Consider the following 23067-nt stretch of genomic DNA (forward strand, 5'->3'; position numbering starts at 1 on the left):
GACAACTATAGTTGTCAAAGCTAATATTTAATTATGACAATTATAGTTGTCATATTCATAATGTGGTCAGTTAGGAGGGTCATATGCCGTTAAATAATCGTTTAAAAGAATATCGAGCTAAGATTAATGTAAATCAAACTCAGATGGGAAACCTAATTGGCGTGTCTAGACAGACAATTAGCCAAATTGAGCGCGGAGATTATTCTCCTTCAGTTACTTTAGCATTAAAAATAGCAAAGATTTTCAATGTAAGCGTAGAAGATATTTTTAGTTATGAGGAGGATGGGGCTATTGAATAATATTCGTGAAAGTGAAATAAAAAAGGAAGATAAGAAAGCTTTTAAAGGCTTCGCTATAGTATTAGTTATATCTTTTATTTTTGGGGCCATTTTAGGTGAGATGTCTGGATATTTAAAAGAAATTCTTGGAGATAGTGTTCCTAGTCTATTGATAAATATACTTAATGTAATTACGCCATTTGCAAGTCTTATATTTTCTATATTACTAATAATAGCATATAAAATCATATATACTAATTCAAGAAAAGAATATGAATTGTGGAAACAAACAAGTGAAGATGATAATACAATAGATAAAATTGAAGAAAAATTATCTTATATTCTATTAGTTACTTCAATAAACATGATTCTTGGATTATTTTTCTTCGGAGTAGGTACTATATTACTACCTTTTGATGATATGAACGGTGAACTAAGCATTATAAAAGTTATTTGTTACACTATAGGCTTTATAATATGTATTGTATCTTCTATATTGATTCAAAATAAAATAGTTAATTTAGAAAAGGAAATTAATCCTTTCTTGAAAGGTAGCGTCTATGATACAAAATTTAGCGAAAAATGGGTAGACAGCTGTGATGAGGCTATAAAATTATCTATATATAAAAGCGCTTATAAGGCATTTTCGTCTGTATCTACAACATGTGTTATACTTTGGATATTTTGCGTTTTAGGCTCTTTTTTGTGGGATTTTGGACTTCTTCCTATTACAATGGTAACAATTATATGGCTAGTTCAAACAGTTTCTTATTGTATGGAATCAATTAAATGCTCAAAATCAAAGTAAAAAACTTCAGAAATATGGAGGTATCATGAATATAGATTATTACGGAAAAATATTGTGGAATTATCATAAGTTGAATCAAAAATCTAAAAGTGCTGAAATTATCTTAGGATTTGGAAGCCATGACTTACATGTTGCTAGAAGATGTGCTGAACTTTTTCTTAAAGGATATGGTGATAATATAATTTTTACCGGTGGTTTTGGTAGAATTACTAAAGATATATGGAATATGACTGAAGGAGAAAAATTTGCAGAAGTTGCTATAAATATGGGTGTTCCTAAAAATAAAATTATTATTGAAAATGAAGCTTCGAATACTGGTGAAAATATAAGTAAAACAAAAAAACTCTTAAATGATTTAGACTTGCACCCTTTCTCTTTTTTAGTAGTAGATAAACCTTATAGAGAAAGAAGAACTTTTGCTACCATAAAAAAACAGTGGCCAGAAATTGATTTTATTATAACATCTCCAAAATATTCTTTCGAGGAATACTGTGAGTTTTATTCTAATGGTGAAATTTCTAAAGATGAGTTTATTAGCATTATGGTTGGTGATTTACAGAGAATTGATTTATATGGTAAAAATGGTTTTCAAGTTGAACAAGAGATTCCTCACAATGTCTGGAATGCTTATAATAATTTAGTTTCTTTAAAATACAATAAACATTTATGCAAATAAATTAAAAGCCATTAATAACATTTTATATTAATGGCTTTTTCATATTTATATATCTAATTTAATATCGTAAAACTTCATCCAGTTATTAAATTGAATTAAGTAAGCAATAACTTGTGGACCAGTCATCAATTGGCCATACCAAGGTTGCTCAAAAGATGTTCCTCCTGTATCAATCAATCTAGAAACAAAATTATAATCCACAATTTGATGAATTGGAGAAGTTTTGTCTTCTAAAATCAATCTTAACATTTGGCTAACTTCTTTAGTATACTCAGGGTTATGAGTTTTTGGATAAGGACTTTTCTTTCTGTCTATAATTTCATCTGGTACTAAACCTCTTACAGCTTCACGTAGTAGTCCTTTTTCCCTGCCATTTAGTAACTTTACATCTTTTGGCAAATTAAAAGCATATTGTACTAATCTCTTGTCAGCGAAAGGTACTCTACCTTCCAAACTATTAGACATGGTCATTCTATCTTTTCTATTAATTAAAGTAAGCATAAAGTGCTTAATGTTGATATAAGATAATTCTCTTATTATTCTATCTTCGTGACTTTCTCCTGGTAATTTTTCTACTCTATTTATACTATCTCTACAAGTTTGCTTTGCATATTCTTCAATAGGAAGTGATTTTAAATCATCTTTTAAAATATTTTTTCTGTAACCTATGGAGTTTGCCCAAGGAAATATTTCAATAGAGTCGTACTCTCTTGTAAACCAAGGATATCCTCCAAATACTTCATCGGCACATTCCCCTGATAAAGCTACTGTAGCATATTTTCTTACCTCTTTTGCAAATAAGTATAGTGATGAGTCTATATCTGCCATGCCCGGTAAATCAGCAGCTCTAGTTGCATTATCTAATGCATGTGCCAAATCAATATTATCTAAAACAATGCTATGATGATTACTACCTAAGAAATCTACCATTCTTTTTACATATTCTGAGTCAGAGTTTGGTTGATATAGACTTTTCTTAAAATATTTATCATTATTTTCATAATCTATAGAAAAAGTGTTTAGAGTGTCAAATCCCTGTTCTTTAAATTTATCAAAGGCAACCTTTGAAATTATACTTGAGTCAAGTCCTCCAGATAAAAAAGTACATACAGGAACATCACTAACAATCTGATTTTCTATGATTTCTACTAACAAATCTCTAATAGTATTTTTTGTTTTTTCTAAATCATCCTCATGTTCTCTTACTTCTAGTTTCCAGTACTCATTTAAAGTCATGCCTTTATCATTAAATATTAAATAAAATGCTGGTGGAACTTCTTTTATATCTTTAAATATTCCACTACCTAGATTTCGTCCCGGTCCTAAAGACATAAGTTCAAGCAAACCATCTTTATCTACTACTGAATCTACATTTGGATGTTGTAATAGAGTTTTCATTTCCGATGCAAAAACTAAATTACCATCTTTGTATGAGTAAAAAAGTGGTTTAATCCCCAGTGGATCTCTACATAAAAATAGTTCTTGATTATATTCGTCCCAAATTCCAAAGGCAAAAATACCATTAAGATATTTTACACAGTTTTTACCATATTCAATATATGATGTTAACAGAACCTCTGTATCACCATAGGAATTAAAAGAATATCCTTTTGCAAGCAAGTCAGCTCTTACTTCTTCTGTGTTATAAAGTTCTCCATTATAACAAATAGTGTATTCTCTATTACCTATTTTTTTTGTCATAGGCTGAAGACCTCCAGTTGGGTCAACTATAGCAAGTCTTCTATGACCAATTAATGCATGATCATAAACTTTTAATCCTTCTGAGTCAGGTCCTCTAAGCTTAAGTGTACTAATCATTTTGTTCATTATATGGGAGTAATCTCTTATATTATTTTTAAGATTAGACCATCCTACAATTCCACACATAATATAGCCTCCATTTGTTCAAGATGTGTTACTATATGATGAATACATAATTTTTGATACATCTAAGGTTTATTTTTTTTGTTCAAATTTCAATGCGGTTAATTTATTTAAATGTATACTATACAATTAGGTATTTCCCTTATTTTTTAAATTTATTCATCCTTTTAAATCATGCTTAAAAGTAATTTTAAAATGTATAAAATTATCATTTATTTCTGTTTTTATACTACCATTCATCTTTTCAATTAAGAACTTAGTTATAGTAAGTCCTAATCCAGAACTTTGATTATTTCTTGATTCATCTTTCATATAAAAACGGTTAAATAGTTTTTCTGCATCTATTTCTTCTAGATTTTCCACATTATTACTAAAAATTATATCAATATTATCACTTGATTTTTTTATAGATACTTTAAAGGTATCCTTTGTATATTTAATTGCATTTTGAATCAGGTTGATAAAAATCCTTTCTATAATTTTCAAATCGCCTTGAATTATTATTGCCTCATCACCAAGGTTCAATTCTACATCTATATTTTTTTTATCAAAATCATTATAAAAAATCAACAATTGTTCCATTAACTCTTTATGAACATCTATATTTTTTATTTCCATTTTATATTCATCAGCTTCTAACCTAGATAAATCATAGAAATCTTGAATTAAATTTTTTAATGCTCTAGATTTTTTCTCTACTATTGAAACATATTCATATTTTTCTTCATTACTTATTTCCTCATCCTTCATTAACTCCACATAACCTAATATGGATGTTAATGGAGTTCTTAAGTCATGAGATATGTTTTCTATTTCTTTTCGTAATTCTTTTTCTCTTCGGCTACTTTTAATTTTTTCCATTTGTGTTATTTCTAAATAATTATTCATTTCCTTTAATAGATTTTCCATATCCTCATTTGGAGAGAACAAAGTAAGTCTTCTATTTCTTTCTATATCTTCACAAATTTCATTTAAATCATCTTTTGCTTCTCTAACATTTTTAGAAAGTAAAAAAAAGCGTGCAGAAAAATACACGCTTGTAAAAAATAAAACTATCACCATAAATATCATAATCTGCACACTCCCTTTTAATATTATTTTATTTCAACTTTTTCAAATAATTTCATTCCCAATAAATAGAATACTATTGTTCCAACAACGCCTACTATAAAGCAGTTTATTAATCCTTGTTGACTACTCCAAAAGAATATAAGTTTATGAGCTCCACTTCCTTGCGTAATATTTTTTACTATATTCCATGGCATAAACTGTGCTATTTTTCTTAATATTTCTACCCTAGCTCCTAGTAACTCAATAACCTTCGGTATTATAATAATCACAGATGCCCACCAAACCACAACTGTAGTTTCATTTTCAAAAATAAAGTAAAAGCAGTGAGCAACAGTGGCACTAATCAAGAACAATGGCATACATGCAATTAATGCTCTTATTAACTCATTTAAATAAACTGAACCACTATTATCAAGTAATATTAAAGCACTTCCAATATAAACAGCACTAATAAAAATTAAGTTAATTAAAGCTATAATTAATAAAACTATAAATTTCCCAAAATAAATTTCACTTCTTGGTATACCATAAGAGATAGAATTTTTTAAAGTATGGCTTTTGTGTTCTTGCCCAAATACTACTGCTACCATAGGTAGACATAAAACTAGTGGTATCCCCATACTTGTATATAATGATGAAAAGGAAAACCAAGTACCTGCATAAGGAAAGTTCGGTGTATTATTGGCAAAAACAGCAAGTACCCCATTTAAAAATATAACAAATGACATACACCCAAATAAAAATATATAATTCCCCTTAGAATGTAAATTACGATAAAATTCACTTTTAATGTAATTAATCATGTTGAACACCTCCAATTAAAGACATATAATAATTTTCAAGATTTAAAGATTTTTCTTCCATAGCTAATAATCCTATGCTATTAGAAACAGCTAAATTACTTATTTTCTCTGGCTTATCAATTTCTTCAAATATTTGTATTCTATCTTCTGGCAATACTTTGTAATCCTTATAGCCTAGCTCTTCTTCTAGCAATGCCGACATTTTTTTAGGATTACTTACCTTAATTTCTAAATAAGTTTTGCATTTTTCCTCAAGTTCTTTTGCTGATAATTCTTCTATTAAATGGCCTTTATTTAAAAATCCATAACAAGTTGCCACATTTGATAATTCAGATAATATATGACTTGATATTAGAATTGTTATGTTCTTTTCTTTATTAAGTTTTAAAAGTAAATTTCTTATTTCTATAATTCCTGATGGATCCAATCCGTTAATAGGTTCATCCAGTAATAATAATTCTGGCTCTGTCATCATTGCCAATGCTAATCCTAGTCTTTGTTTCATACCAAGAGATAGATCTTTAAATTTCTTTTTCTTTGCATCTAATAAGTTTACTTCTTCTAAAACTTTATCTATTTTGTCTTTGCCAGGTATTCCTCTTTGAATTCTATAGTACTCCATATTTTGCTCTACTGTTAATTTTTCATAAAAGCTTGGTGATTCTATTATTGTTCCTGTTCTACTTCTAGCCTTATTTAATTCTTCTTTTGATGTTTTTTTAAATAATTCAAATTCACCGCTACTGGCTACACCTTGACCTGTTAAAATTCTAAGCAATGTAGTTTTTCCAGCGCCATTATTCCCTACTAAACCATAAATATCACCTTGATTTATAGTAATATTTATATTTGATAACGCAAAATCTTCACCGTATTTTTTACACAACTTATGTGTTCTTATAACTGATTCCATCCTTAATCTCCCTCAACTTTTTAATTCTTTTAAGTTTTAATTAACTTTATATTTTTAATTATACAAAAATATTTTTAATAAATATTCAAGAAAGTCTAAAGAAAGTTTAAAGATTACTAATTATTATTTAATTTAAAGCCTATACCCCAAACTGTTTTTATGTACTCATCTTCTTTTTCTACTTCTTTTATTTTCTTTCTTATATTGCTCACATGCACATTTACAGAATTGTCTTCTCCATAATAACCACTTTTCCATACTAATTCGTATAAAGCTTCTCTTGAATAAACCTTATCTGGATTTTTTATTAAAATATATAAAATATCAAACTCATGATTAGTCAAATAAATATTTTTATTTCTAATCTTAACGGTCCTAGACTGTTCATTTAGTAATAATTCTTTAAATTTATATTCATCTTTATTTTCCAAGTTATAATTAACTACATTTCCAAATTTTCTATATCTTCTTAGCTGAGAATTTACTCGAGCTAATATCTCCTCTAGTTCAAATGGCTTAGTTAAATAATCATCTGCACCTAAATCCAATACTTTAACTTTGTCTTCCAAGGAAGTTTTTGCTGAAATAACTATAATAGGCATGTCCTGTTTTTCTCTAATTTCTTTTATTAATTCTTCTCCTGTAATTCCTGGTAACATTAAGTCTAACATTACTAAATGAAATTTATCCATAGACAAGCGAAGATTAGCTTCACTTCCAGAAAAAGCTTGAGTAACTCTGTATTTTTGTTTTTGCAGTGTTTTAGCAATAAGATTATTTATATCAGCATCATCTTCAACTACTAAAATATGTTCTTTATTCATAATCCTTCTCCTTAAAATAAAAAGTTTTTCTCCATATACAATTATATTAGTTAATTTATTCCATTTTAACAAATATATTTAAGTTATTATAATTCCCAGGAATAATTTTTTACAGAAATGTAGAATATATATTTAATCCTAAAGGGTGAAATAAAGTTCAAAGAATATATTTTAATGATTAAATTATTTGGAATCCTAAAAGTGAAAGATTTAGAATAAAATAAGCTATTTATCTTCATAGATAGCTTATTTTATTATTTTTAATAAATATTTATTACCATAGTAATAATTATTTCAAAATACTTTGTAAATATTTAGGTTTTGTGGTATCCTATAATATCGTCAAAATTATTTTAATTAAACTCGGAGGAATTAAAATGTCATTTTTACTTTTAATTATAGGTTTCTTTTTCCTTATAAAAGGGGCTAATTTATTCGTGGAAGGGGCATCATCTATAGCAAAAAAATTTAATGTTCCTGCCATGGTTATAGGTCTTACAATTGTTGCCATGGGAACAAGTGCACCAGAAGCAGCTGTAAGTATTACATCATCATTAGCTGGCCAAAATGATATGAGTGTAGCTAATGTTGTTGGATCAAACTTTTTCAACATACTTGTAGTTCTTGGTGTTTCAGCCATAATCACTAAACTACCTGTTCAAAAAGGTACAATAAAAAAAGATGCACCTTTTTTATTATTAGTTAGTTCTTTGCTATTAATATTTGGATTAAATTTAAATATTAGTAGAATAGAAGGATTAATACTACTAGCAGTATTTGCGTATTTCTTAATTGATACAGTAAAATCTGCTAAAAAAGGTGGTCAAGAAACTACTAACGAGGCTGCAACAACTATGGATGTAGAAGTTGCTAGAGAATCATCTATGTCAAAAACTATTTTATTAAGTATAATTGGGGTTGTTGGTATAGTATTAGGTGGAGATATGGTTGTTAATTCTGCTACTGATATAGCAACATCTTTCGGTATGAGTGCTAACTTAGTTGGATTAACAATAGTTGCTATTGGTACATCTTTACCTGAATTTGTAACATCTGTTGTTGCAATAAAAAAAGGCGAAACAGAAATAGCAATAGGAAACATTATAGGGTCTAACATCTTTAACATCTTATTTGTTTTGGGGTTGGCTACAACTATAAGCCCTATAACTATAAGTACATTTGCCTTAATAGATATAATATTCATGGTTGCTATAACTGTTCTTTTATACTTTTTTATGAAAAAAGACAACTCACTTGTAAAATCACAAGGTATTATATTCCTTGTATTATACGCGGCTTATATGGCTTATACTATTATGAGATAAATAACTAATAAAAAGTAGCTGTCGCACAAACAATAAAAAATTGTTGTGCAACAGCTACTTTTTTCTTATATTTCCTTTATCATAGCTGATGATAGTACATCGTTTAAGCCTTCTGTCATAGTTGGATGTGCATAAATTCTGTCTCTTAAATATGTGTATTTTAATTTCATATCTATTGCTAATTGTAGTAAATGAATCATTTCACTAGATTCATCACATATAATAGTTGATCCTAAAATTTCTTCTGTATCTTTATCTATAACTATTTTAATAAAACCTTCTATTTTTCCTATTTGTTTTGCCCTAGGTATATTTTCTGTTGGCATTTTAGCAACTAAAACTTCATGTCCTTTTTCTTTTGCTTGTTTAATATTTAATCCCACTCTAGCAAAAGATGGATCTAGAAATAAAGCACTAGGTATATTTTCTCTATCACTAACTTTTCTAGTTTTATCTCCAAATAAATGATTTACAACTATACGATAATCATCTAAAGAAATATAAGTAAATTGAGGTCCTCCATTTACATCTCCAAGTGCCCATATATGTTTTGTTGTAGTTAGTAAAGTATCATCTACTTTTATAAACCCTCTATCATTTAGCTGTACACCTGCTTTTTCAAGTTTAAGATTTTCTATATTTGCTTTTCTTCCAGTTGCCACTAAAATTATATCACCTATTAATTCCTTTTCTTCATTCCCATCAGTGTACTGTATTTTAGCAGATTTATTTTCTTCTATTATCTCTTTAATTGAAACTTTATTTAGTATCTTAACTCCTCTTTTTTCAAGTATACTTACTATTTCAGCTACATCATCTTCATCTTCTTTAGGAAGAATAGTGTCATGAGTATTTATTATTGTAACTTCACTACCAAAAGAGCTATAAATACCTGCAAATTCTAGTCCTATAAATCCAGCTCCTATTATAATCATTTTTTTAGGCAATTGTTTTAAATTCATTAAGGTTTTGCTCGTATAAACTATGTTAGTATTTTCAATGCCTTTAATACTTGGTATAAAAGATTGTGAACCTGTATTTATAAATATTTTTTCACCTTCTAATATTATTTTTTCACCATTTAAAGTATTTACTTCCACTGCATTTTCATTTACAAAAGAAGCCTCTCCCGTAAATATTGTTATGTTTTCATTTTTATCTAATTTATTAAAATTAGCCATTCTTAGTTTTTTTGTTAAAGCATCTTTTTTTTCTATGGCTTGTTCATATTTTAATTTTATTTCACTAAAATCATTAAAGTTATGTCTTCTAATTTTACTAGCTTTATTTTCTAAAGATTTCGTAGGAATACATGCAACATTTATGCAAGTTCCTCCATACATTTTTTTAGATTTTTCTATTAAGGCAATTTTTAAACCTTTACTTCCTAAGTCTCCAGCTAAAGTTTTTCCGCCTTTTCCAAATCCTATTATTATAGCATCATACTTATTTATCATATTAAGTCCCCCTGTTATCTCTTTTATTATTCTTAATTAAATAGTATCAAGATTATTAATATGACTCAATTAGGCACTTTTTTGTAACTACTTACTCTCTTTGTCGCAAGATAAATTACTATTACTCCAATAAATCATAGTCTCCATAATAGGAAGTAGTTTTAAGCCACTATCACTTAAGTAATAACTTGACTCCATAGTATTATTAATAGTCTTTTTATCTTTTATAATTATTTTATTTTCAATTAGCAACTCAAGTTGCTGTGTTAGCATCTTTTTACTACATCCTTCTATTCTTCTTTGTAGCTCTCCAAATCTTATTTTTTCACTTTGTATTTCCCAAATTATAACCGCCACCCATTTTTTACCTAATATATTAGATAAGGCTTCTACAGGGCAGTCATAAATTACTTCATCTATTTTAAACATTTTTTATCCTCCAATACATATTTATTCACTTATTATACACTATAAAAAAATACCTACGAAATATATAATTATATAATTTCGTAGGTATTTTTTTAGGTATATTAATTTTTATCTGTTCTTCCAAGTTAAAATAGGTTTTTTGACTGCTCTTGCATCATCAACTCTACTAACAATAGTATTATGAGGTGCTGAAGTTAATAGCTCTGGATTTTCTCTTCCTTCTTTTGCTATGGATTTCATAGCTTCTATAAATTTATCTAAAGTCTCCAAACTCTCTGTTTCTGTTGGTTCTATCATTATTGATTCTCTGATTATTAGTGGGAAGTAAAATGTTGGTGGATGATAACCATAGTCTAACATTCTTTTTGCAATATCCATTGTGTTATATTCTCCATGAGATCCTCTTAATACAAATTCATGTTTACAAATTTCATCTATTGGTAAATCATAATCTTCTTTTAAGTTTTCTTTTAGGTAATTTGCATTTAATACAGCTATTTCACTAGTTTTTTTAAGTCCATCCCTACCCATAGTCAAGATATATGCAAAAGACCTAACCATTACGGCAAAGTTTCCATAGAAATTTTTAATTTTTCCTATAGAGCCTTTTTTACCATAATTTAATACATATTTGTCATCAACTTTTTCTATTATTGGCACTGGTAAATAAGGAATTAAATCTTTTTTCACTCCCACTGGGCCACTTCCAGGTCCTCCTCCTCCATGGGGTGCTGCAAATGTTTTGTGTAGATTCAAGTGAACCACATCAAATCCCATGTCTCCTGCTCTAGTTATTCCCATAATTGCATTTGTGTTTGCTCCATCATAATATAAAAGTCCCCCAGCTTCATGAACTAAATTTGCTATTTCTTCTATATTTTTTTCAAATAATCCTAAAGTACTTGGATTAGTTAACATTAATGCTGCAACTTCATCATTTAATACTTCTTTTAACTTATTTATATCAACAGCTCCATTTTTAGTTGATTCAACTTCAATAATATCAAATCCGGCCATATTTGCACTAGCAGGATTTGTTCCATGGGCAGAGTCTGGTACTATAACCTTAGTTCTTTTTAAATCCCCTCTACTTTCATGGTATTTTCTTATCATCATAAGCCCTGTATATTCTCCATGTGCTCCTGCTGAAGGCTGTAAAGTTACTTCATCCATTCCTGTTATTTCACCTAACATTTTTGATAAATTGTACATTAGTTCTAAGGAGCCTTGTGATGTTTCAATTGGTTGATAAGGATGCATATTAGTAAATTCACTAAGTGATGCCATATCTTCATTTATTTTTGGATTATATTTCATAGTACAAGATCCTAGAGGGTAAAATCCTGTATCTACACCAAAATTCTTATTTGATAATAAGGTATAATGTCTTACTACGTCTAATTCGCTTAACTGTGGTAATTCTAAATCAGTTTTCTTTATCATATTGTAATCTAACATTTCATCTAGTTTAATTTCATCCACGTCTAGTTTTGGAAGAGAGTAAGCTTTTCTTCCTTCCTTAGAAATTTCAATTAACAAGCTATTATATTCTTTCATTTTACATTCCCTCCATAATTCTCATTAATTTATCTATTTCATCTACACTTCTTTTTTCAGTTACACAAATCATAGTGCATCCTGATAATTCTGGATAATCTTTGCCTAAATCACATCCGCCAAGTATATTATTTTCTAACAATTTTTTATTTAGCTCATCTATTTCAATTGGTGATTTTACAACAAATTCATTGAAGAATTTTCCTTTAAATAGTAGTTGAAATTTTTCACCTTCACTTATTTTCTTAGCTGCATAATGCGATTTTTGCATATTTTGCATTGCCACTTCTTCATAGCCTTTTTTACCCATAGTTGCCATATAAATTGCTGAATTTAATGCACACAAACCTTGATTAGAGCATATATTTGAAGTTGCCTTTTCACGTCTAACATGTTGTTCTCTAGTTTGAAGAGTTAAACAGTAACATCTATTTCCATCTCTATCTACTGTTTGGCCAACTACTCTACCAGGCATTTTTCTTATTAAACCTGATTTTATAGCTAAAAATCCCACATAAGGTCCACCATAGTTTAATGTATTTCCTAAAGGTTGAGCATCTCCAACAGCCACATCTGCACCCACTTCTCCTGGAGATTTTAACACACTTAAAGTTATTGGATTTACACTTAATACATACATGGCTTTTTTGTCATGAGCTATTTGACCAACTTCATCTACATCTTCTATGACACCAAAAAAGTTGGGGCTTTGAAGTAGTACACAAGCAGTATCCTCGTCTACTACTTCATTCAATCTATTTAAATCCGTCATACCTAACTCCCTATCATAATCAACTTCCACAACTTCACAATCATTAAATTGTATATAAGTTTTTAATATTTTTCTTGTTTCTGGATGAACAGTTTTTCCTACTACTACTTTTTTACGTCTAGTTTTTGAAACTGCTAGTAGGCATCCTTCCACTGCTGCTGTTGCACCATCATACATAGATGCATTTGCTATATCCATTTTTGTTATTTCTGATATCATTGATTGGAATTCAAATATACTTTGCAATGTTCCTTGACTTATTTCTGCTTGGTATGGTGTATATGCTGTGTAAAATTCACTTCTCGATGTAATATGTTTTATGATTGAAGGAACATAATGATCATAAGCCCCTGCTCCTAAAAAACAAGTTAATTGTTCTGTGCTAATATTTTTATCTGCTATGTTTTTTACTATTTGAATAACTTCTAATTCTGATTTTGATTCCTCTAATTCTAAATCTTTTTTTAATTTTAAACTGTCTGGGATATCTGAGAATAAATCGTCTATTGTATTTACTTTACATGCTTCAAGCATTTTTTCTTCATCTTCACGAGTTGCTGGTATATATGAATATTGCTTATATTCTTCCTTTACTATCTCTGTTTTTTTATATTGTTTTTTATAAAAAGGTCTTTTTACTATTACTGCACTTACAAGTTTTTTTCTTACTCTTACTCCTATTTCACTTCCAATTTTGGCATAATTATTATCTATAATTGCCATTCCTATAAATTTATCTAAAGTAGGAGATTTAAGTCCAGTAGTAACAAATCCTATAACTTTATCATCTATTTCTATTTCATAGCCACTTCTTACCATACCTTTTCCTTGCATTTCAAAAGCAACTAATTTTTTTTGGGTTTCTTGTGATTTTAAGCCAATTAAAGCTTCTTTTCCTATGAAATTTTGTTTATTTAGTTTAACAAATACACCTAAACCACCTTCCATAGGAGATATCTCTTCACTTATTTCATGGCCATAAAGAGGTAAATTCACCTCTGCTCTTAAAGTATCTCTAGCTCCAAGGCCTGCTGGTGTTATATTTTGTTTTCCTACTTCCAAAATATCATTCCATATTTTCTCTACTACATTTTCATCACAGTATATTTCAAATCCGTCCTCACCAGTATAACCTGTTCTTGAAATTATACATTTTTCTCCACAAATCTCTATATTATTTTTAAATTTGTAAAACTCTATATCACTTAAATTTATATTTACTAACTTAGATAGTATTTCTTCAGCTTTTGGACCTTGTATTGCCAATTGAGAAACATGATTTGATATGTTATTTATATTTACATCAAATTTTTCACTTTGTCTTTTAATCCATTCATAGTCTTTATCTATATTACCGGCATTGATTACTAGTAAATAATTTTCTTCTTTTATCATATAAACTAGTAAATCATCTACTGTCATTCCGTTTTCATAACACATTGGTGAGTATATAATCTCTTCTGCTTTCAGATTTGTAATGTCATTTGTAATTAAATACTGTATAAAATTAAATGCTTCTTTTCCCTTAACTTCAACTTCTCCCATGTGAGAAACATCAAACAATCCCGCACTTCTTCTTACATAGTCATGTTCTTTAGTTGCACTTATATACTCTAGTGGCATTTCCCATCCTGCAAATTCAAACATTTTTGCATTTAACTTTTCATGTGTAGAAAATAATTTAGTTCTTTTTAATTCCATGCATTCTATCATTTTCTTACTCCCCCATCACATTATTTTATTTAAACATAAAAAAGAGGATATGCGGACACTACAAGTAGTAGCCACATATCCTCTGTTCATTTACCTGAAAGTTTTAGCGAGAAAATCTCATTTTCTTCGTCGGTGACTTTCACTCCCCAGAGCAAAGTCTTTCCAGAGTCCCATTAATTTACGATATTCTTGCCTGAAAGTTTCTCTTGAAAATTTAATGGCGATTTTCAGATTGCTTCTTCGGCCTTTTTACCTCGGTAAAAACGTCTCTCGTAAATATCATTTGGATTTATTTAATTCTAAAATCATTGTATGTGAGTTCATAATATTTTTCAACCGTTTTTGTTCATTTTCTTATATATTTTTTCGACAATTCAAAATCATCAGATAATTAAATGTAATAAGTATACAAAAGTGCTTATAAAAATTATAAGCACTTTTATCGTACATTAAAGTTACTTAATAAAAATCAATAGACTTTCCCCAATATAGCCATTATAGTTTTGGTATGAATTGCTAAACAACCATTATTTTTAATCTAAATTCTCAGTGGTTGAATCTGCTACAGATGAGTATTTCTTATATAGCTTGTGAAAATTTAGGTAATTTCACTATAAATTTTTTCCAAACGACGCCTATTGTTGTAACTTTTAATGGTATCATAATAGCTTCTTTAAGTAAACGTGTTGGTAATAATCCTATAAATCCTTTACCCATTAAAATAGATAACCAATAAGTATCAAGACCTAAATTTAAAATTATATCTATAACTAAAACAGCGCCTATTATTCTTGTCCATGTAACTGGCTTATTATGTAAAAATACTCCATATACTACACCTGCCAAGATTGCAGTAATTGTAAACCCTGGGAAAAAAGCTCCTGTTGGAAATAGTACAACTCCTATAATATCTGCTATACCATTTGCAACACCAGCCCATATTGGCCCATACATAATAGCAATTATAGCCACTGGTAAAAAACCAAATCCTATTCTAACTATGGGTGTTTGTATAGAACAGAATCTAGTCAATATTATTTGTAATGCAACTAATAAACTTGTCTGAACTAGTCTTTGAACATTAAATTTTTTATTCATAAATTTCCTCCTAAATTTGGCTAGCACATAAATAAGTGATCCATGTGTGGAGTTATCAAAAACGATAAATTCTTTATATATATTTTTATTATCCTTTATTGATTAGTCTATCTATGAAATTTAAATAACTTAATTAAATTGTAGCACAAAGGTTTTTAAAATAATTAGATTATTAACTTTTTCATAATAAATCTAATAAATACTTTTATATTAATAAAAAAAGACACATAAAATAAATATTTACATGTCTTAATTATTCTTAAATTATATAATTCTAATAATAGTATGGAGAAGAAAACATGAATAAAAATGTTCCTAATGCACCTATCAATAATAAAAATCCTATGGTAATTATGGATAATATTATTGGTATTACTATATTAACTCCACCTTTATCTAATATTAATCTTTGCTTTATATCATCATCCATATTTGTAAAAGAAATTAATTGTTTTTGTATATACTTTAAATAAGCTATATTTCCATATAGCCCTGAAATCACGGCTATAGCTATACTTGCAATTAAGGATAAAGATGGTATTAATAATCCAATTACTACATCTGCTATAATAAGTCCAAAACCTATAGCATACATTTTTCTATATAAAAACCACCATGAATTAAAGAAAAATGCTGCCCAGTTCCAACTGGTCGATTTGTATAATTCTTGGATCTCCTTAAATTTAGGTATATAATATTCTTCTTTCTTTTGTATAAAATTAACCATGTCTCTATTGTCGAAGTCAGATCTACAATTTTCATCATAACTAGTATCTGCAAAACTTTTATATGTTTCGTTATTTTTTATAGCATCTTTAATATTTTCAGTCGTATTTTTTATACTATCCTCTATTGTTATTAATTTATTTCCACAATTTGTACAAAACTTAGTATCTTTTGAACTTTTCTTCCCACATTTTGAGCAATATATGAACTTATTTTCTTCAGCCATAATTTTCTCTCCATAAATATTTTTTAATAAGTATTTTTATTGTACTATTATTAGTATCTTATTACAATAAAGTATTATAAGCCAAAATATTATATTAGTACTTTGTCTTTATTTTTTGTAAGTATAAAAGTCAGGAGATTCCTCTCCTGACTTTATCTAATCATTCTCAATAAGTTTATATAGTTTTAATTTATATATTTTATTACGTCACCATCTTTTATAGTGCTTACTTTGATATATTCACCATCCTTGCTAGTACTTCTATATATCTCGTATCCTTTTGCATATTTAGCATTTTTCCAAGATACTCTAACAAGTCCTGAGCTTGATGTGCTTAGTTTTACTTCTATTTTCTAGGGCAAGTCTTTATACTATCTGAATATGAACCTAAGTAAATATTGTCTTTTATTTTTTTGTACGCCTTTACTTTATAATAATAGTTTTTACCACTTATAAGTTTCTTATCTGTATAAGTAGTTTCTCCATTTTCTTCTACTTGATCTATCAATTCATATTTTTTATTTTCCGAATTGTATCTGTAAATTCTATAACCTTCTGCTCTACTTACTTTATCCCAAGATAAAGTTATACTAGTTGAAGTTCTATTTTTAGTAGTAAGCCCTTTAACCTTCAATGGTGTAGTTGCTGTAGTTAATACTGTTGAGTGTTGTCCATTATATATATTTTCACCTATTTTTTTATAAGCTCTTATTGCATATTTATATGTTGTTCCACTTTTTAGATTTTTAATCTCATAACTAGTATTATCATTTTCTGAAACTGTCTTTAAATAAGCATAAGTTTTATCTGATTCATTGTATTCATAAATTTTATATCCTTCACAATTTTCAACTTTACGCCATTTAACTTTCATGCTAGAAGTTGTTCTATTTGTAGTAGTCACACCTGTAACTTTATTTGGATAAGTCGTAGTTGTTAGTACAGTTGAGTATGGACCAAAGTAATCATTTTCATTTACTGTTTTATATGCTCTTACTGCATATTTATATGTTGATCCATCTTTTAATGAACTTATATTGTAACTTGTATTGTCATTTCCTTCTACTGTACCTATCAGTTTATAAGACTTATTATTCGAATTATACTCATACACTTTATATCCATCAGCATCATTTATTTTATTCCACTTTAACTTAAATCCTGATGTTGTTCTCTCAGTTGATGTTAATCCTGTTACCTTAGACATATCTGGATTCATAATTTTAAATTCTTTTATTATAGTCCCAGTATAGTTTGCTTTACCAGTTATAGTTATAGTAGCTGTTCCTGGTTTTATGTTATTGGAGTATTTAGCATCAAAATCTTTTTCACTTTCTAATCCGTCAATTGTTACTTTTGGTTTTTGCTCTTGACCATCAAATTCTACTTCTGTAGAGCTTAGTTTAACATCCATATCTTCTATAGATTTAGCTCTTATTGTATATTCCACATATGCCATATCTGCATAAGTATTTCCTCTTGCTTTTACTCTTACTTTTGCTGTACCAGCATTTGTATTATCCAAATATGAAATTGTATAGTGTTCTTTATCTATAACTTCTCCTGTTTCTTTATCCGTTATAGTTACTGCTGGAACCTTTTTATTTCCATTGTAAGTTGTTTTTGTATAGCTTAATTTAATATTTTCATCACCTATATATTTACCTTCTGCTCTACAGTTATATTCTGTGTGGCTACAAATATATTTGTATGAGCCATCCTCTAGATCAATTCTTTGGAAATCATGTCCTGGTGCTTTAGCCCCTATATAAGTTTTACTTATGTTACACTCTGCACATGTTACTATTTTTTCTCCTCTTTGTGTACAATTGTGCTCTTCAGTAATTTTGCTATCTACATTATGAGATATACCATCTGTTCCAAAATGGTATACTTCGTCTTTTCCATAAGTAAACCAACCAGTTTGGAATTGTCCTTGGATAAAGTACATTTTCTTATCGGTATTTCCTACTGTTGCAAATCCTGTGTAAGTTCCTAATTCCTTAGAAGAACCACATTCTTTACAAGTTAAATATCCATCTTCATAAGAATAATCGTGACCATCTTGGCAGCTACCATTCTTAGTTTTTGTAAATGAATCTACTAATGTTCCATTACTTTCACGTGCTTCAATTTTAAATTCACTTCCATTGGTTGAAGCCGTAATATATAGTCCATCATAGTCTGATTCTAATTTTGCAAAATGGAAATCTTTATTATCTGTTGGAGCATACGTTTTATCACCAGCTGAACCAGCTACCACATATACTGTTCCATTTTTTTCATCAACTTTTCTGTTATTTAAAGGTTTTGTTCTTGCATATGCATGATCATGACCTGAAAATACAAAATCAAGTCCTACTTCATCTGCTACTGGAGGTAATAATTCATTTATTATTTCATTTCCTCCTGCAGTATTTGTATAGTATGGCGGAGAATGTGTCACTAGTATTTTCCATGTTGCATTACTTTTTTTAGCATCTTCTCTTAACCATTCTAAATCCTTTTCAAGTTGTGCTCTAGATGTAGTATAGTTTATTACTCCTACATATACATTTCCATACTGTGCTGAATAATGACGTTTGTCTGGTAAACTATATATATTCTCAGCTATGTCAGCATAAGAATCACCATAGTGTTCATGGTTGCCTGTTACAGTTACAAAATCAGTGCTTCCAATTTTCGATAAAGAGCCTAAAGTTGTATTCCAATCTCCATATATATCAGCTTTATCAACTAAATCACCAACTTGTATTCCTGCATTGTAATCTACACCCGATTCGTTAAGTCTATCTACTATTCTATCTAATTTAGATGTGTTTTGTTGCTGTATATCTCCAATTACAAATAGGTTTGTATCTGTTCCTTTTCTTTTTAATGTAAATGTGTCTGTTTCTGACCATTTTTCTCCATCACCAACACGATAAATATATTTTACATTTGGAGTTAAACCTTCTGCAACTACGTTATTTATTCTAGCTGCTCCATTTTCTGCTGCTATAGAAGAACCAGTAAATGATTGTATTTTTGATGTACCTGGGCACTCTTTAAATGCTGCTTCTCCTTTTGAATCATACTCTTCTTTTTTAGCTATTTGCATTATAGCCTTAGCTTTAGATGTTTTTGGATGTGCAAACCATGATACCTTTTTGCTATTAGTAGAGTTTGATGTTGCATTATTTATTATATTAAACGGCATACCATCTTCTTGACCCGTCGAACTTACACAGTGGAAAGTCGTAGAAAAAGAATATTTACCATCTTTTTCTGCATAAATAGAATATTTAGCCGGTTCTTTACATAGTTCAGTAGCATCTACCTCACCATTTTTATCTGTTTGTCCAATGTTCTTGTCTTCTCCATAATAAACAGTAGCTCCTTCAACTGGATTACCATTTTCATCTTTTACATATACCTTAGCACTTTCTCCAACTATTAGTGTATCTGCCTCTACTGTATAATCACCTTGTACCTCTATACTCTCCATCTTACTTGAGAATGTTCCAGATGCGTTATCTTCTGATTCTGTTGAATATTCTATACTTCCTTTAGTTACTCCATAAGAATATTTAGATCCTTCTTTTAAGTTTCTCGGTATTTTAGAAGTTATTGTTGCTATACTTCCTTCACCAGAATTAAATGATAAGCCATCTTTACGAGTTGCATTTAGTTTTATTTCATTGTTCTTCTTAATATATTCAAATGTTCCTTCGTAATTATCATCAAACTTTACATCATGTTCATTAAAGTCACTTCCTACTTGTATCGTTGCAGAAACCGATTTAACGTCTTTTACTTTATTTGATTTTAATTCTAGTTCGTAATTTCCATTTAGCTTTGGATTTTCTAATGTTTTTGGTTCTAAAGAAACATTAGTGTATTTATCATCACCTTTTATTGTAAATGTTCTACTTAAAGTTGCCTCATTACCAAATCCATCACGCACTAGTACTTCTACTGTATGGGTACCGTTTGCTAATACTAAATCATTTAGGTAAAGTGTATTATCTCCTTTTTGAAGAACGTAATTAGGATGTTCAGTCATATTTTGTCCGTCTACAAAAATATATACTGTATCATGATCTATTCCTGTTGTATACTTGTTTTCTATATCATGGAACATTGATTTGAAAGAAACTGTATTTGTTTCTATCATATCACCATCTTTTAAGTCTTTTCCATTTAGTTGTAAATTATCTACTACTGGAGCTTCTGTATCATCTATATTTGCACCGTAAACGAATCTTAAGTTATCTATATATATACTACCTTTACATTGAGATTTCGGAATTCTAGTTCCATCTGATAAGAAATCCCCATTACTTCCCTCTGCATTGTTAAGGTGCATTAATCTTATAGTTTCTCCTGCACTTAATGTAAATGGTCCTGTTAAGTGACTTAAATCAGCTTCGACATACTTCCATCCAGTCCAGTTGATTCCTCCCAGATTGCCATCTTTCATTTGCTCTGTAAAGTTTAAAGTTTGAAGAGCACCTTTGCCATCTCTTACACGTATACGTAACCATAGGTTTGGTGTTCCTTCTGGAGCATATACCCACATACCTATAGCTGTTGGGCTTCCTTCTATCGGTTTTGCATCTTCTGCGAATCCTATACAAGCTCCTTCCGTTCCGTTTATTTCAGAGAAGTCGTAATTAAGTTTTAAGGAGTTATTACCAAATCTAACTGGTTCTCCACTAGCTATATCAACTATTTCTGCTGATTCTTTTCCCCCTCTTTTGTCATCTGGATTAGAACCGTTAAAGTAGTGGCCAGTAACTAATTTAGTATCTGTACTATCTATTTTATTTCCATCTTTATCATATAATTGCGATATACCGCCAGAAACTGCTGCTCTAGTAAAAGTCCAATAGTCTTTTGCTGGTGTAACTTCTCCTGTTTCTGGATTTTTGTAATCCTCAAAGTCCATAGCAATAGAAGGTAGTCTACCTATTATTGCATGTATTTTTCCACTTACACTTGAGTTATATACTGAGGTAGCTGTAATATCTCCATTTACTGTTTCTGAATCAGAAGATGTAAATATATTCCCATTAAATGTTCCCATTCTTTTATCCGATAAAGTCCAGTTAAAGTCTCCATCTTTATATATTACATCTCTTCCTTTATATTTAACTATTATTCCTAAGTTACTACTTTTATCAAATCCTAAACTTATTTCCTCATTACTAAAAGAAATACTATCTGGTTTCGCTATGGTTATATAAGTTGTTCCAACAACTTTACCACCGCTAGTTAAGTTAACTTTAATATCACCAGTTTTTCCACTAGATGTAAATACTCCTTTGTCATTTATAGAACCAAGTTCTTTGGATTTCTCATCTAATTCCCATTTTATATCACTTGGAAGTGATGCTGATCCACCTGCAGAATCAACACCTTTTGCAGAAAACTCTACTGAAGAGTTTGGTGTATATACTGTGTTACTTGGTGAAACTGAAGCATGATCAAATTCACCTGTTGGCTTAGCTGTAGAAACTATAAGTAGAGTACTACTTACTTTTCTTTCCGTTCCATCTGATGGATTGTTTCTAATATTAAACTCATCACTACCCTCATATTGCGATGCGTATGTCGCTGATCCTCCACCATCAAGATTTAAAGCTGTTTCACACCCCAAACCAACTAGCATTTCTGCCACTTCTTGATATGTACGACCAGAAGACACTGGATAGTTACGTCCATGAGTTGTAAATGTAACAACTGTTCCATCTGGCTTAATACCTACTGCACATCTTGTAGATATATAATTACTATCAAGATTAGGAGATACTTTTCCATCCTTAACTAATATTGAATCCCCTCCGATAGCCGCTTCAACATCATCAAGAGATACTTTTCCATCTCTAATTACTGCGCTACCGTCTTTTAGTACGGCAAAGTAAGGTGCATTATTAGCATGGTGATAAGCTTTTCCTTCCATAACTAAGGCACCATTTGGAGCACCATTTGACATATTATAGAAATCGCCATTGATACCTGCAACAACATTTAATCCTGTTGCTTTTTCAGCTGATTTAACTTGGTTTGTTAATTTATCCATCTTCCATGAAGTTGCATCATAACCACCATAACCAGCTATAATTTTTGTTGTTGAAGTATTTTTTAAATCTACTTCACAAACATAGTCGATATTTTGTTTGTTTCCACTTTTGTTGTTTGTAATTATTTCACTTTCAACAATACCCGGTGCAATTTTTTTCGTATTATTAGATACAACATATGTGTCTTCTGGTACAACTATACTTGCTGCAAAAGCAGAAATAGCCGTATTACTGGCCATTATCGCAAGTACCATAGTAATAGCTAATACTTTAGTAAAAAAACTACCCATGTTTTTCCCTCTAAACATTTACTTCCCCCCAGTTTTATAAATTGTCAGATTAGCAATTTTAATTTGTTTAATTTGCTAATTTTTGCTGTTACAAGAAATAATTATATACTATTTTTTAAAGTTATGGTATCGTTTTTCTAAAAAATAAGCAC

16 protein-coding genes and 2 riboswitches are annotated in these 23067 nt (G+C 29.3%); of the genes, 4 read left to right on the plus strand and 12 right to left on the minus strand.

The genetic code is table 11. The features are described 5' to 3' along the window. Positions 1–83: 83 nt before the first annotated feature. From K0039_RS11095 to K0039_RS11105, 3 genes are read left to right on the plus strand one after another with little or no spacing between them, the layout of a single operon-like run. On the plus strand, positions 84–299 hold the full coding sequence (locus K0039_RS11095; RefSeq protein WP_228105139.1) for a helix-turn-helix transcriptional regulator: 216 nt from the start codon (positions 84–86) through the stop codon (positions 297–299). Then, positions 283–1086: a DUF3169 family protein gene (locus tag K0039_RS11100; RefSeq protein WP_228105140.1), complete on the plus strand. Its 804-nt coding sequence runs from the start codon at positions 283–285 to the stop codon at positions 1084–1086. The genes K0039_RS11095 and K0039_RS11100 overlap by 17 nt, the downstream gene beginning before the upstream one ends. 25 nt (positions 1087–1111) lie before the next feature. Beyond that, entirely contained in the window at positions 1112–1762 is a 651-nt protein-coding gene (locus K0039_RS11105) for a YdcF family protein (protein ID WP_228105141.1), read from the plus strand. A 45-nt stretch (positions 1763–1807) separates the two neighbouring features. Here the strand turns inward: K0039_RS11105 and asnB are convergent, their stop codons facing one another. From asnB to K0039_RS11130, 5 genes are all read right to left on the minus strand, one after another. Next, complete coding sequence (asnB, locus tag K0039_RS11110) at positions 1808–3649, minus strand: asparagine synthase (glutamine-hydrolyzing) (RefSeq protein ID WP_228105142.1); 1842 nt, start codon at positions 3647–3649, stop codon at positions 1808–1810. A 156-nt stretch (positions 3650–3805) separates the two neighbouring features. After that, positions 3806–4717: a sensor histidine kinase gene (locus K0039_RS11115; RefSeq protein ID WP_228105143.1), complete on the minus strand. Its 912-nt coding sequence runs from the start codon at positions 4715–4717 to the stop codon at positions 3806–3808. 23 nt (positions 4718–4740) lie between these two features. Then, complete coding sequence (locus K0039_RS11120; protein WP_228105144.1) at positions 4741–5520, minus strand: ABC transporter permease; 780 nt, start codon at positions 5518–5520, stop codon at positions 4741–4743. Then, positions 5513–6433: an ABC transporter ATP-binding protein gene (locus tag K0039_RS11125; protein ID WP_228105145.1), complete on the minus strand. Its 921-nt coding sequence runs from the start codon at positions 6431–6433 to the stop codon at positions 5513–5515. The genes K0039_RS11120 and K0039_RS11125 overlap by 8 nt, the downstream gene beginning before the upstream one ends. Positions 6434–6549: 116 nt before the next feature. Next, a complete protein-coding gene (locus K0039_RS11130) occupies positions 6550–7257 on the minus strand; it encodes a response regulator transcription factor (protein WP_228105146.1) in 708 nt (235 codons plus the stop codon). 377 nt (positions 7258–7634) lie between these two features. On the opposite strand from K0039_RS11130, the gene K0039_RS11135 reads away from it, so the two are divergent. After that, positions 7635–8582, plus strand: coding sequence for a calcium/sodium antiporter (locus tag K0039_RS11135; RefSeq protein WP_228105147.1), 948 nt, complete (start codon positions 7635–7637; stop codon positions 8580–8582). Positions 8583–8647: 65 nt separating this feature from the next. Here K0039_RS11135 and K0039_RS11140 read toward each other — a convergent pair whose 3' ends face one another. The 7 genes from K0039_RS11140 to K0039_RS11175 all read right to left on the minus strand — a co-directional run bounded on the left by K0039_RS11140 (position 8648) and on the right by K0039_RS11175 (position 22933). Further along, the gene (locus K0039_RS11140) at positions 8648–10039 is read right to left on the minus strand and encodes a dihydrolipoyl dehydrogenase family protein (protein WP_228105148.1); all 1392 of its coding nucleotides are present in this window, start codon (positions 10037–10039) and stop codon (positions 8648–8650) included. 87 nt (positions 10040–10126) lie between these two features. Then, positions 10127–10468, minus strand: a complete 342-nt coding sequence (locus tag K0039_RS11145) for a winged helix-turn-helix transcriptional regulator (RefSeq protein WP_228105149.1) — start codon at positions 10466–10468, stop codon at positions 10127–10129. Between the two features lie 108 nt (positions 10469–10576). Then, entirely contained in the window at positions 10577–12025 is a 1449-nt protein-coding gene (gcvPB, locus tag K0039_RS11150) for an aminomethyl-transferring glycine dehydrogenase subunit GcvPB (protein ID WP_228105150.1), read from the minus strand. Between the two features lies 1 nt (position 12026). Continuing rightward, positions 12027–14510, minus strand: a complete 2484-nt coding sequence (gene gcvPA, locus K0039_RS22450; RefSeq protein ID WP_306665647.1) for an aminomethyl-transferring glycine dehydrogenase subunit GcvPA — start codon at positions 14508–14510, stop codon at positions 12027–12029. Positions 14511–14582: 72 nt separating this feature from the next. Beyond that, positions 14583–14670: riboswitch (glycine riboswitch) on the minus strand. A gap of 11 nt (positions 14671–14681) precedes the next feature. After that, positions 14682–14793: riboswitch (glycine riboswitch) on the minus strand. A 296-nt stretch (positions 14794–15089) separates the two neighbouring features. Further along, positions 15090–15608, minus strand: coding sequence for a folate family ECF transporter S component (locus K0039_RS11165; RefSeq protein WP_228105151.1), 519 nt, complete (start codon positions 15606–15608; stop codon positions 15090–15092). A 274-nt stretch (positions 15609–15882) separates the two neighbouring features. Continuing rightward, positions 15883–16560, minus strand: coding sequence for a DUF2628 domain-containing protein (locus tag K0039_RS11170; RefSeq protein WP_228105152.1), 678 nt, complete (start codon positions 16558–16560; stop codon positions 15883–15885). Positions 16561–16906: 346 nt separating this feature from the next. Beyond that, positions 16907–22933: a phosphodiester glycosidase family protein gene (locus K0039_RS11175; protein WP_228105153.1), complete on the minus strand. Its 6027-nt coding sequence runs from the start codon at positions 22931–22933 to the stop codon at positions 16907–16909. Positions 22934–23067: the final 134 nt, after the last annotated feature.

It is taken from the genome of Terrisporobacter mayombei (genome assembly GCF_020748465.1).
GTDB classification, from domain to species: domain Bacteria; phylum Bacillota; class Clostridia; order Peptostreptococcales; family Peptostreptococcaceae; genus Terrisporobacter; species Terrisporobacter mayombei.

Coding starts and splice junctions, on each gene's coding strand:
- K0039_RS11095 (WP_228105139.1), top strand. CDS start 84: ATGCCGTTAAATAATCGTTTAAAAGAATATCGAGCTAAGATTAATGTA.
- K0039_RS11100 (WP_228105140.1), top strand. CDS start 283: ATGGGGCTATTGAATAATATTCGTGAAAGTGAAATAAAAAAGGAAGAT.
- K0039_RS11105 (WP_228105141.1), top strand. CDS start 1,112: ATGAATATAGATTATTACGGAAAAATATTGTGGAATTATCATAAGTTG.
- asnB (WP_228105142.1), bottom strand. CDS start 3,649: ATGTGTGGAATTGTAGGATGGTCTAATCTTAAAAATAATATAAGAGAT.
- K0039_RS11115 (WP_228105143.1), bottom strand. CDS start 4,717: ATGATATTTATGGTGATAGTTTTATTTTTTACAAGCGTGTATTTTTCT.
- K0039_RS11120 (WP_228105144.1), bottom strand. CDS start 5,520: ATGATTAATTACATTAAAAGTGAATTTTATCGTAATTTACATTCTAAG.
- K0039_RS11125 (WP_228105145.1), bottom strand. CDS start 6,433: ATGGAATCAGTTATAAGAACACATAAGTTGTGTAAAAAATACGGTGAA.
- K0039_RS11130 (WP_228105146.1), bottom strand. CDS start 7,257: ATGAATAAAGAACATATTTTAGTAGTTGAAGATGATGCTGATATAAAT.
- K0039_RS11135 (WP_228105147.1), top strand. CDS start 7,635: ATGTCATTTTTACTTTTAATTATAGGTTTCTTTTTCCTTATAAAAGGG.
- K0039_RS11140 (WP_228105148.1), bottom strand. CDS start 10,039: ATGATAAATAAGTATGATGCTATAATAATAGGATTTGGAAAAGGCGGA.
- K0039_RS11145 (WP_228105149.1), bottom strand. CDS start 10,468: ATGTTTAAAATAGATGAAGTAATTTATGACTGCCCTGTAGAAGCCTTA.
- gcvPB (WP_228105150.1), bottom strand. CDS start 12,025: ATGAAAGAATATAATAGCTTGTTAATTGAAATTTCTAAGGAAGGAAGA.
- gcvPA (WP_306665647.1), bottom strand. CDS start 14,510: ATGATAGAATGCATGGAATTAAAAAGAACTAAATTATTTTCTACACAT.
- K0039_RS11165 (WP_228105151.1), bottom strand. CDS start 15,608: ATGAATAAAAAATTTAATGTTCAAAGACTAGTTCAGACAAGTTTATTA.
- K0039_RS11170 (WP_228105152.1), bottom strand. CDS start 16,560: ATGGCTGAAGAAAATAAGTTCATATATTGCTCAAAATGTGGGAAGAAA.
- K0039_RS11175 (WP_228105153.1), bottom strand. CDS start 22,933: ATGTTTAGAGGGAAAAACATGGGTAGTTTTTTTACTAAAGTATTAGCT.